Source organism: Aeromonas sp. ZOR0002, assembly GCF_963866995.1.
Classification (GTDB): Bacteria; Pseudomonadota; Gammaproteobacteria; order Enterobacterales; family Aeromonadaceae; genus Aeromonas; species Aeromonas caviae.
On the sequence record NZ_CAWMFQ010000401.1, the window covers coordinates 1 to 10,833 of the forward strand.

Annotated in this window: 10 protein-coding genes; 5 read left to right on the top strand and 5 right to left on the bottom strand. The window is 61.9% G+C overall.

What is annotated here, in order from left to right:
• Positions 1 to 151: 151 nt before the first annotated feature.
• From trmL to AACR77_RS22865, 3 genes are all read right to left on the bottom strand, one after another.
• The gene (gene trmL, locus AACR77_RS22855; RefSeq protein WP_042878988.1) at positions 152 to 616 is read right to left on the bottom strand and encodes a tRNA (uridine(34)/cytosine(34)/5-carboxymethylaminomethyluridine(34)-2'-O)-methyltransferase TrmL; all 465 of its coding nucleotides are present in this window, start codon (positions 614 to 616) and stop codon (positions 152 to 154) included.
• A gap of 70 nt (positions 617 to 686) precedes the next feature.
• A complete protein-coding gene (locus AACR77_RS22860) occupies positions 687 to 2,042 on the bottom strand; it encodes an ATP-binding protein (protein WP_039041147.1) in 1,356 nt (451 codons plus the stop codon).
• Positions 2,039 to 2,734: a response regulator gene (locus AACR77_RS22865; RefSeq protein WP_010672450.1), complete on the bottom strand. Its 696-nt coding sequence runs from the start codon at positions 2,732 to 2,734 to the stop codon at positions 2,039 to 2,041. Before AACR77_RS22865 ends, AACR77_RS22860 begins: the two co-directional genes overlap by 4 nt.
• A gap of 87 nt (positions 2,735 to 2,821) precedes the next feature.
• Here AACR77_RS22865 and fieF point away from each other — a divergent pair, with 87 nt between their 5' ends.
• The 4 genes from fieF (at position 2,822) to AACR77_RS22885 (ending at position 6,254) form a co-directional block, all read left to right on the top strand.
• Positions 2,822 to 3,733, top strand: coding sequence for a cation efflux pump FieF (gene fieF, locus AACR77_RS22870; RefSeq protein WP_010672451.1), 912 nt, complete (start codon positions 2,822 to 2,824; stop codon positions 3,731 to 3,733).
• 8 nt (positions 3,734 to 3,741) lie between these two features.
• Positions 3,742 to 4,521 (top strand): serine O-acetyltransferase, encoded by a 780-nt coding sequence (gene cysE / locus AACR77_RS22875; protein WP_010672452.1) that lies wholly within the window; start codon positions 3,742 to 3,744, stop codon positions 4,519 to 4,521.
• A 21-nt stretch (positions 4,522 to 4,542) separates the two neighbouring features.
• Entirely contained in the window at positions 4,543 to 5,823 is a 1,281-nt protein-coding gene (locus tag AACR77_RS22880) for a hypothetical protein (RefSeq protein ID WP_042878990.1), read from the top strand.
• A 221-nt stretch (positions 5,824 to 6,044) separates the two neighbouring features.
• Positions 6,045 to 6,254, top strand: a complete 210-nt coding sequence (locus AACR77_RS22885; protein WP_010672454.1) for a cell division protein ZapB — start codon at positions 6,045 to 6,047, stop codon at positions 6,252 to 6,254.
• Positions 6,255 to 6,326: 72 nt separating this feature from the next.
• Here the strand turns inward: AACR77_RS22885 and elbB are convergent, their stop codons facing one another.
• The gene (gene elbB, locus AACR77_RS22890) at positions 6,327 to 6,977 is read right to left on the bottom strand and encodes an isoprenoid biosynthesis glyoxalase ElbB (RefSeq protein WP_042878992.1); all 651 of its coding nucleotides are present in this window, start codon (positions 6,975 to 6,977) and stop codon (positions 6,327 to 6,329) included.
• Positions 6,978 to 7,378: 401 nt separating this feature from the next.
• Between elbB and polA the strand changes: the two genes are divergently transcribed.
• Positions 7,379 to 10,132, top strand: coding sequence for a DNA polymerase I (gene polA / locus AACR77_RS22895; RefSeq protein ID WP_042878993.1), 2,754 nt, complete (start codon positions 7,379 to 7,381; stop codon positions 10,130 to 10,132).
• A 77-nt stretch (positions 10,133 to 10,209) separates the two neighbouring features.
• On the opposite strand, the gene AACR77_RS22900 is transcribed toward polA, so the two are convergent.
• Entirely contained in the window at positions 10,210 to 10,749 is a 540-nt protein-coding gene (locus AACR77_RS22900) for a gamma carbonic anhydrase family protein (RefSeq protein WP_041212350.1), read from the bottom strand.
• Positions 10,750 to 10,833 lie beyond the last annotated feature (84 nt).

The window sequence follows — 10,833 nt, forward strand, 5'->3', positions numbered from 1 at the left end:
CTGTGGGCCGCCATGAGTGCCTTGATGGCCGGTCGTGGCCTGACGCTGGGCTGGCTCTGCTGGCGACTGGAGCGTGATGGACGGCTGCTGGCGGGGCAGGGGACGGCGTAGTCGGTCTGAATCCTGGCCGTCTTGCCAATATCGTCAGCGGTCAGAGCGAGCCTGAATAGTCGAACTGCCGCCAGCTCTCGTAGACCAAGACCGCGACGGCGTTGGCCAGATTCATGCTGCGGCTCTGGGGCAGCATGGGAATGCGCAGCCGCTGCTCGAATGGCAGGCTCTCGATGATCTCCATGGGCAGGCCTCGGCTCTCGGGCCCGAACAGCAGGGCGTCACCGGGGGCAAACCGGGCCGCCGAGTGGGCGGTGCGTCCCTTGGTGGTGCAGGCAAAGACCCGTTGGGGGGCGACGGCCGCCAGAAACGCCTCATAGTCAGGCCAGCGCTTGACGTCGGCAAACTCGTGATAGTCGAGCCCGGCCCGCTTGACCCGTTTATCATCCCACTCGAACCCCAGGGGCTCTATCAGATGCAACCGGTAGCCGGTATTGGCGCAGAGGCGAATGATGTTGCCGGTGTTGGGGGGGATTTCCGGTTGGTAGAGCACGATATCGAGCATGGAAGGATCCTGGGCTGGTGCGAAACGGGCGCCAGCATACCCAGCACCCGTGCCGATGAAAAGGGGGAGGTCAGGGCATGGGCAGACGGATGGTGATGACCAGTCCGGTCGGCTGATTGCTGCTGGCCCGGATGGTCCCCCCATGACGCTGGATCGCCTCGGCGGCAATGGCAAGGCCGAGACCAGTGCCCCCGGTCTTGGCGTTGCGGGCATCGTCCACCCGAAAGAAGGGCAGGAACAACCGGGGCTGCTGCTCCACCGGCACGCCCGGGCCGTCATCCCGTATAGTCATCACCCATTCCCGTCCCTCCCGGTACCAGTCCACCTTGATGAACTCGCGGGCATACTTGAGGGCGTTGCGCAGGGGATTTTCCAGGGCGCGGGCCAACAGTTCTGGCCACATGGTGAGGGATTCGGCGGGCAAGGAAGGGAGCCTGAGCTGTTTGCCGTTCTGGTTTGCCTCGAACATGGCGTCATCCAGGATGGGCTCCAGCAGCTCCGCCAGGGGCAGCGTCACCGGCGCCTCCACATGTTGCTGCACCCGCGACAGATCCAGCAGATCCCCTATCAGCTTGTCGAGCCGGGCTATCTCCCCTTCGATGCGCGCCAGCTCGGCGCTGTCCCCCTGCTTGCGGCGGATCAGCGCCTGTGCGAGCTGGATGCGGGTCAGGGGGCTGCGCAGCTCGTGGGAGATGTCGGAGAGCAACTGCTTCTGCTTCTGGATCATGTCCTTGAGGGTATCGACCATGCGACTGACATGTTCGGCCAGCTGGCCTATCTCGTCGCGCCGCCCCAGGTTGGGGATCTGTATTTCCAGGTTGCCCTGGGCGAGTTGGGAGACCGACTGCTGCAACTGCAGTATGGGGCGGGTCAGGCGCCAGGCGAGCAACAGACAGAGCGGGGTGCTGACCAGCATGGCGATGCCCAGGATCTGGATGGGGTGATCCAGGATCTGGATGAAGAGGAACAGGTAGGAGTTTTCGACGTTCAGACCGAAATAGACGTGATAGGTCTGGCCGTGATGGACCATCTGGAAGGGTCCGGCGATGGCGCGCTGGTGTTCGCTGCCCAGCATGGGCTTGGCCGGGTTGTCCGAGTCGAGCATGAAACGGATCACGAACTTGCTCAGCCGGGTGCTGGACTGCATCTGCCCCTTGGCATCGCGTAGATAGATGTTGTCCACCGGCAAGAGGCCCGCGGCATCGATGGCCTTGGCCAGATCGAAATCCTGCTCGGGATCCGCGCCCCGTTGCAGCGCCGCCAGGTTGTTGTTGAGACGGGTGATCTCGTGGGCCGGCAGCGGGATGATGTTGCGGGGGTCCAGGGTGGGGAGGATTACCACCGCGGCCACGACCAGCAGCAGGATGAACCAGAACCAGAGAAAGATCTGGGTGGAAAGACCGTTGAAGGTGCGGGCCGATTTCATGCCTGCTCCAGCCACAGGTAGCCTCGTCCCCGCACCGTCTTGAAGCGGGGCTGGCCGTCGGCCCGCTCCGGCAGCTTCTTGCGCAGGTTGCTCAGGTGCATGTCGATGGCCCGATCGAAGGGTTCGAGCTTCTTGCCCAGCACCTGCTCGGAGAGCAGGCCCTTGCTGACGATCTGGCCCGGATTGCGCAGCAGGCACTCCAGCAGGCCGAACTCGGTGGCGGTGAGTTCCAGCAACTGATCGTCGCAGCGAGCCTGTTGCAGGCCGGGCTGCAGCACCAGATCCATGAAGCGCACCTCTTCCGAGCTGCCGCCGCGCTGGGGAGCCTGGCTCTGGGTTCGACGCAGGATGGCGCGCACCCGGGCCAGCAGCTCCCTGTCGTCGAACGGCTTGGCGAGATAGTCGTCGGCACCGGCCTCCAGCCCGTTGACCCGATCCTGGCTGTCGCCACGGGCGGTCAGCATCAACACCGGGGTGTCGTGGGTCTTGCGCAGCCGGGTCAGCATCGCGAAACCGTTGAGTCTGGGCATCATGACGTCCAGCAGCACCAGGTCGAAAGCCTGTTCTGCCAGTCGCTGCAATCCCTCTTCCCCATCCTCGGCGACGGTGACCTCAAACCCCTCCAGGGTCAGGATTTCGGTGAGCAGCTGGGTCAGTTCGAGATCGTCGTCGACCAGGAGTATTTTGTTCATCTGGGAGTCACTCTGTTGATTTTGCACGCCAAACTGACGTCCGGGTCAGGGTATAATAAGTTTTTACGCGTCGGAGGAAAGCCGGTTTTGAGCCACCAACACTATTCCCGCTGGGTCACCCTGGCCAGCATGGCCGCTGTGACCACCGCCACCCTGCTCATCCTGGGCAAACTGATCGCCTGGCTGATGACGGATTCATCCAGCCTGCTGGCATCCCTGACCGATTCCTTCATGGACATCAGCGCCTCTCTCATCAATCTGCTGGCCATCCGTTATGCGCTGGCCCCTGCCGACGAAGAGCATCGCTTCGGCCACGGCAAAGCGGAGTCCCTGGCGGGTCTGGTGCAGTCGGCCTTCATCTCGGGGTCCGCCCTGCTGCTGGTGATGCACGGCATCTCGTCGATGCTGAATCAGGTGCCCGTGGTGCGCCTGGAGGCCGGGATCTGGGTCAGCGTCGGCTCCATCGTGCTGACCCTGCTGCTGGTGAGCTTCCAGAGCTTTGTCATCCGCAAGACCAACAGTGTGGCCATCAAGGCTGACATGCTGCACTACCGTTCCGACCTGCTGCTCAATGGCGGCGTGCTGGTGGCACTGGTGCTGGCGGGGCAGGGGTGGTACTGGGCCGACGGCCTGTTTGCCATTCTGATCGGTCTGTTCCTGGTGTGGGGGGCTGTCCATATCGGCTACGAATCGGTGCAGGCCCTGCTCGATCGTCAGTTGCCAGAGGAGGAACAAGCGAGAATAATGGCCCTCTGCTGCGCCGTAGAGGGGGTGCATGGCGTACATGACCTGCGTACCCGCCAATCCGGGCCGACCCGTTTCGTGCAGTTGCATCTGGAACTCGACGATCAACTGCCTCTGGTCAGGGCCCATCAGATAGCCGACGAGGCTGAACTGGCCGTCCGCCAGGCCTTCGAGCGGATGGATGTGATCATTCACATGGACCCCATCTCGGTGCTGACAAAAGAACGACAAAGCACTCACCCTGAACAACAGTAGGCTGCAACATGGATGATCTGGTTGCCAGAACCTGGCAAAAAATTCAGCAGGAAGCGCAGAGCATGGCGGCCCAGGAGCCCATGCTGGCCAGCTTCTTTCATTCCACCATTCTCAATCACCGGGATTTGCGCTCGGCGCTGAGCTTCCAGCTCGCCAACAAGCTCGACAGCACCACCATGCCTGCCATCGCCTTGCGGGAAGTGATCGAGCTGGCCCTGCGCAGCGAGCCCGAGCTGCTGGCCGCAGTGGCCGCCGACATCTGCGCGGTGCAGGATCGCGACCCGGCGGTCGACCTCTTCTCCACCCCGCTGCTCTACCTCAAGGGATTCCATGCTCTTCAGGGGTATCGGGTGGCCAACTGGTTGTGGCGTCAGGGACGCCGTGCCCTGGCGCTCTATCTGCAAAACCAGATCTCCGTGGTGTTCGGCGTGGATGTACACCCGGCCGCCCGCATCGGCAAGGGCATCATGTTTGACCATGCCACCGGTATCGTGGTCGGCGAAACCGCCGTCATCGAGAACGACGTCTCCATCCTTCAGAGTGTGACTCTGGGGGGGACCGGCAAGGAGAGTGGCGATCGTCACCCCAAAATCCGGGAAGGGGTGATGATAGGGGCGGGGGCCAAGGTGCTCGGCAACATCGAGGTGGGCGTCGGCGCCAAGATCGGTGCCGGCAGCGTGGTGATCAACCCGGTGCCGCCTCACACCACGGTCGCTGGCGTGCCCGCCAGGATTGTGGGCCGCCCCGAGTGCGACAAACCTTCCCTGGACATGGATCAGTGCCTCTGATCCCCTGACCGAGGCCGTTGTATGGTCAAGCGTTGGTCAGGCTTTCTGATCCTGGGGATGTGGCTGCTCAACCTGCTGCACCTTTATCTGGACTTCTCCCCCTGGCCCGCCGCCATCGCGGCCTGGGCCGCCTCCCTGCTCACCTGGCCCTGGCTGGTGGGGGCCGCACGGCGTCAGGCGCTGGCCCTCTACGGCGCGGCGCTCCTGCTGCTGCTCTTTTCCTGGTGGCGGGGGGCCAGCCTCAGCCCAGGTGACTGGCTCTTGCCGAACATCAACATGCTGACCATGTTTGCCGCAGTGAGCACCCTCAATCTGGCTACCTCTGGCCTCTTGACCGGCACCGCCTCCTGGTCTGGTCGCAAGGGGCTGTGGAGCACCATGGCCAGCCTCAATCTGCTGGGGGCCGTCATCAATCTTTCGGTGCTCTTCATCATCGGCGATCGGCTGGAGCGCAACGGGACGCTGGAGCGGCGTCAGGTCATGGTGCTGAGCCGGATTTTCTGTGCGGCTGCGTTTTGGTCCCCCTTCTTCGTCGCCATGGCGGTGGCCCTCACCTATGCACCGGGTCTGCAACTGGGCAGCATACTGCCTTTTGGCATACTGGCGGCCTTGCTGGCCATGGGGCTGACAGCCTGGCAGGTAGAGCGACTCGGTGTGGAGACCTTTGAAGGTTATCCGCTGCGGCTCCAGACCCTGGGGCTACCGGTGACCCTGGCACTGCTGGTGCTGGTGATCCACCGTTTCTGGCCCGGACTCAGCATTCTGGCGGTGATCGCCCTGGTGGCGCCCTTGCTGGCCTTGCTGTTCATGCCGCAAGCGGGGCGAGGGGCTGCTCTCAAGCGCCAGGTGGTTGAGCGCTTCCCGGCCATCGGTGGCCAGCTTGTGCTGTTTCTGGGGGCCGGCCTGCTGGCGGCTGGCATCAACAGCGCGCTGTCAGTACTGGACTTTGGCAGTGGCCAAGGCCTGCCGCTGTTCAACCACTTCGGCTGGCTGGAAGCCTGTCTGACCCTGCTGCTGATCTTCCTGGTGGCCATAGTGGGCGTGCATCCTCTCATCAGCATCTCGGGGGTGGCGCCGCTGCTCTGGCCGCTGGCACCGGATCCCAGCCTGCTTGGCATGTGCTTCCTCATGGGGTGGGGGCTGGCGACCGGGACGAGCCCGCTCTCCGGCTCCAATCTGGCGCTGGCATCCCGCTACAACCTGAGCGCCGGGCTGCTGCTGCGCTGGAACCTGCTCTACGGCCTGTTGATGTACGCCGTGGCCTGTCTGATGATGGGGGGCTTCATCGCCTTGCATGGCTGATGGTGGCATCGGCAGGAGGGCGGGTTATGCCACGGCGAATGCCCGGGATCGAGGTTCCTGCTGCCTGCGAGAAAAACCGACGCATATTTAAGCAATACCGGGCCGCAGGGCGCATTTTGCAACGTGCTGGCTTGTTTGTGCCGAGCGCATCAGGGTATGCTGGCTCCACGCGCTTGAATCGCCCTCAGTGGGGCATCGCAATTGAACATACAGGTATGCATATGTCACTAGAAGTCCTTGAGCAACTCGAATCCAAAGTACAATCCGCCGTCGACAACATCTCCTTGCTGAAGATGGAGCTGGACGAGCTGAAAGAGCAGAACAGCAAGCTGCAAGACGAAAACCACCAACTGCGCAACGAGCACGTTGCCTGGCAAGAGCGTCTGCGTGCCCTGCTGGGCAAGATGGACCAGATGGGCGATGCCATCTGATCCCGTCTAGATTGACCGGAATGAAAGCGGGCCGCTCCTTGAGCGGCCCGCTTGTTTTGGTCTGCCGGGCAATCAGAGTGCCAGCAGCTGTTTGACGGTCTTCTCGATACCGTCCGCCGCCTCCACAATATTGTTGGCCAGCATGTAGGCAGGAGTGGAGATGACCTTGCGCTCCTGATCCACCACGAACTCGCTCACCGGGCAGTCGAGATGACTGCCACCCATGGCTTCGATGGCGTTGGCGGCGCCCTCGTCGTTGCCAATGGTGGCCAGGGTGCCTGCCCCATAGATGAGCGGGATCATGGCCGGTGCGATGCAGATGTAGGCGGCCGGTTTGCCGGCTCTGGCAAAGCTCTGGCAAGCCTTCAGCACATCCGGCTGGATGCGGCACTCTGCGCCCTTGATGGCGAAGTCACACAGGTTCTTGGCGGCGCCAAAGCCGCCCGGCACCAGCAGGGCGTCGAAGTCGGCTGCATCCAGTTCAGCCACATCCCTGATCTGGCCGCGGCAGATGCGGGCCGCCTCGACCAGCACGTTGCGGCTCTCTCCCTCGCTGACCTCGCCGGTCAGGTGATTGATGACATGAAGCTGAGGGACATTGGGGGCGAAGCATTGAACGGATGCTCCCTGACGGGCCAGCGCCAGCAGGCTGATGACGGCCTCGTGGATTTCGGCGCCGTCAAACACGCCACAACCACTCAAGATCACGGCCACTTTTTTCATGACAGACTCCTCGTTGTTGAAAATGTGAGCCAGGGTAGATTGTTGTACTTTTGTATGGTTATCGTTCGACCTCCGCTGGTCAAGTCATCTCCCTGTGCTAGGATTGTTTCGTTTTGGATCCTGCCTCAGTACCCCCCTTGAATTTTTTTCCACATTGATCGAGATCATGATGCGTGCGTCATGTTGAGTTTTCATGATCTCAACATAATGTTTTAAAAGATATTTTTTGTTTTAATCCACAGCTTTGTCACGGCCGTGATGCAATGGTGCCATTTTTGAGCACAGAGTTATCCACAGCAATATGCCCCACCGGTGCGCCGGGGTGATGGTGGGAGTCCCCTTGGTGTGGTGCGGGCCCTGTGGCATCCTAGCGGCTGTTTATTCTTGGCAGGACGATTTTCATGGCCTCTAGCAATCCTCTTATTCTGGTCGACGGCTCTTCATATCTTTACCGCGCCTTCTTTGCCTCGCAGCAGGCCGATCTGCGCACCTCGACCGGCTTGCCTAGCGGCGCCGTCCGTGTCATGGCCAACATGATGCGCAGCCTTCGCAAGCAGTACCCCGACTGCCACGTGGCCGTGGTGTTCGACGCCAAGGGCAAGACCTTCCGTGACGACATCTATCCCGAATACAAGGCAACACGCGCCAGCATGCCGGACGATCTGCGCAGCCAGGTCGCCCCTATCCACCAGATGATCAAGGCAATGGGTTTCCCCTTCCTGATGGTCGAAGGGGTGGAGGCCGACGACGTGATCGGCACCCTGGCCCGTCAGGCGACCGAGAAACAGTTGCCTGTGCTCATCAGCACCGGCGACAAGGACATGGCGCAGCTGGTCTCCGACCATGTCACCCTGATCGACACCATGAAGGATGTGAAGACCGATCGGGAAGGGGTGATCGAGAAGTTCGGCGTACCGCCCGAGCTCATCATCGATTACCTGGCGCTGATGGGGGACAAGGTGGACAACATTCCCGGCATGACCGGTGTCGGCGAGAAGACCGCACTGGCCCTGTTGCAGGGGATAGGCAGCATCGACGAGATTGCCGCCAACCTCGACAAGGTGGCGGCGCTCGGCTTCCGCGGCTCCAAGGCGTTTGCCGACAAGTTCCGCGAGCAGGAAGAGCAGGTGCGCCTTTCCTATGTGCTGGCCACCATCAAGACCGACGTGGTGCTGGAGCAGAGTCTGGAAGAGTTGCAGCTTGGCCCCATCGACAAGGAGGCCCTGCTGGCGGTCTATCGCGAGTATGAGCTGCGCAACCTGATCAAAGAGCTGGAGTCCGGTGGCGCTGAGGAGAGCGAAGCCGCAGGTGATGAGGAAGGCGCCGCCCCGGCAGCCGCCATCGAAACCGACTATCGCTGCATCCTGGACGAGGCCGAATTCGACGAGTGGCTGGCACGGTTGCAGGCGGCGCCGCTGTTTGCCTTCGACACCGAGACCACCAGTCTCGACTATATGGAAGCGCGCGTCGTTGGCGTCTCCTTTGCCATCGAGCCGGGCAAGGCGGCCTATGTGCCCTTCGGCCACGACTATCTGGGGGCGCCGGTGCAGCTGACCGAGGCCGTGGTACTCGGCAAGCTCAAACCGCTGCTGGAAGATCCGGCCCGTCTCAAGGTGGGGCAGAACCTCAAGTACGACCGCAATGTGCTGCTCAACCACGGCATCGAGCTGCAGGGTATCGCCTACGACACCATGCTCGAGTCCTATGTGCTCAACTCTACCGCCAGCCGCCACGACATGGATTCCCTGGCTCGCAGATATCTGAACGTCGAGACCATCTCGTTCGAGGACATTGCTGGCAAGGGGGTCAAGCAGCTCACCTTCAACCAGATCGAACTGGAGCAGGCGGCTCCTTACGCGGCGGAAGATGCCGACATCACCCTGCGTCTGCATCAGGCGCTGTGGGGCAAGCTCTCTGCCGAGCCGGGCCTTGCCAAGGTATTCAGCGAGATCGAATTGCCGCTGCTGCCGGTGCTGGCGCGGATGGAGCGACTCGGTACCACCATCGAGCCCAAGCTGCTACATCAGCAGAGTCAGGAGATCGAAGTGCGTCTGGCAGAGCTGGAGAAGCAGGCCCACGAGCTGGCCGGGCAGGAGTTCAACCTCTCCTCGCCCAAGCAGCTTGGGGAGATCCTCTTCACCAAGCTGGGGCTGCCGATCATCAAAAAGACCCCCAAGGGCGCGCCATCCACTGCGGAAGAGGTGCTGGCCGAGCTGGCGGAGACCTATGAGCTGCCGCAACTGCTGATGGAGCACCGTGGGCTGGCCAAGCTCAAGTCCACCTACACCGACAAGCTGCCGCTGATGATCAAGCCGCAGACCGGGCGGGTGCACACCTCCTATCATCAGGCGGTGGCGGCGACCGGTCGACTGTCGTCAACCGACCCCAACCTGCAGAACATTCCGGTACGCAACGAACAGGGGCGCCGTATTCGGCAGGCCTTCATTCCGTGCGCCGGTTACAAGCTGGTGGCGGCGGATTACTCCCAGATCGAGCTGCGCATCATGGCCCACCTCTCCGGTGACAAGGGGTTGCTGACCGCCTTCGCCGAGGGCAAGGACATCCACAAGGCGACCGCCGCCGAGGTGTTCGGGGTCGCGCTCGATGCGGTGACCAGCGACATGCGCCGCAGCGCCAAGGCGATCAACTTTGGTCTCATCTACGGCATGAGCGCCTTCGGTCTGGCCAAGCAGCTGGGGATCGGTCGCGCCGAAGCGCAGAAGTACATGGATCTCTACTTCGAGCGTTACCCGGGGGTGCTGGAGTATATGGAGCGCACCCGCCAGCAGGCGGACGCCCAGGGCTATGTGGAGACTCTGTTTGGCCGTCGCCTCTATCTGCCGGATATCAAGTCCCGCAACGCCGGTCTGCGCAAGGCGGCCGAACGGGCCGCCATCAACGCTCCCATGCAGGGCACCGCTGCCGACATCATCAAGCGGGCCATGATCAACGTGGACAGCTGGATCCGCGGGATTGAAGATGAGTCAATCCGCATGCTGATGCAGGTACACGATGAACTGGTGTTCGAGATCCGCGAAGAGAAGCTGGAAGAGTACATCGCCCTCATCAAGGAGAAGATGTCGGGTGCGGCCGAACTGGATGTGCCGCTGGTGGTGGAAGCGGGCACCGGTGACAACTGGGATCAGGCCCACTGATCCTGTCTGATGGTCACATAGCTATATAAGAAGAGAAGCCCGGCATCATGCCGGGCTTCCTGTTTGTGGCTGCAGGGTCAGGCCTCTTGCAGGTATTCATCCTTGAGCAGCACATAGTTGTCGGCCGAAGTCTTCAGGAAGGCGATCTCGGCCGGCTTGAGAGGGCGGGCCTGTTTGACGGGATTGCCCATATAAAGAAAGCCGGCCTCGAGCCGCTTGCCTGGCGGCACCAGGCTGCCCGCCCCGATCATCACATCGTCTTCAACGATCACCCCATCCAGCAGGATGGCACCCATGCCGACCAGTACCCGGTCGCCTATGGTGCAACCGTGCAGCATCGCCTTGTGTCCGACCGTGACATCCTCGCCGATAAGCAGCGGATAGCCGCCAGGATTGCCAGCACTCTTGCGGGTCAGGTGCAGCACTGTACCGTCCTGAATGTTGCTGCGCGCACCGATGCGGATATGGTTGACGTCCCCTCTGGCGGCCACCATGGGCCAGATGCTGGCATCGTCACCCAGCTGGATATCCCCCACCAGGGTGGCGCAGGGATCCACATATACCCGTTTGCCCAGTTGCGGGCACTTGCCCTTGTAAGGTCTTAGTCGCAAGTCCATCTTGGCCTCCTTGTTTTCGGCCATTCTAGCAAGACGACACCGGTTTCTGTGGATAAGTTTGTATAAAAGCTGTGCTTGGATATG

Coding starts and splice junctions, on each gene's coding strand:
- trmL (WP_042878988.1), bottom strand. CDS start 616: ATGCTCGATATCGTGCTCTACCAACCGGAAATCCCCCCCAACACCGGC.
- cysE (WP_010672452.1), top strand. CDS start 3,742: ATGGATGATCTGGTTGCCAGAACCTGGCAAAAAATTCAGCAGGAAGCG.
- AACR77_RS22885 (WP_010672454.1), top strand. CDS start 6,045: ATGTCACTAGAAGTCCTTGAGCAACTCGAATCCAAAGTACAATCCGCC.
- polA (WP_042878993.1), top strand. CDS start 7,379: ATGGCCTCTAGCAATCCTCTTATTCTGGTCGACGGCTCTTCATATCTT.
- AACR77_RS22865 (WP_010672450.1), bottom strand. CDS start 2,734: ATGAACAAAATACTCCTGGTCGACGACGATCTCGAACTGACCCAGCTG.
- AACR77_RS22900 (WP_041212350.1), bottom strand. CDS start 10,749: ATGGACTTGCGACTAAGACCTTACAAGGGCAAGTGCCCGCAACTGGGC.
- elbB (WP_042878992.1), bottom strand. CDS start 6,977: ATGAAAAAAGTGGCCGTGATCTTGAGTGGTTGTGGCGTGTTTGACGGC.
- AACR77_RS22880 (WP_042878990.1), top strand. CDS start 4,543: ATGGTCAAGCGTTGGTCAGGCTTTCTGATCCTGGGGATGTGGCTGCTC.
- AACR77_RS22860 (WP_039041147.1), bottom strand. CDS start 2,042: ATGAAATCGGCCCGCACCTTCAACGGTCTTTCCACCCAGATCTTTCTC.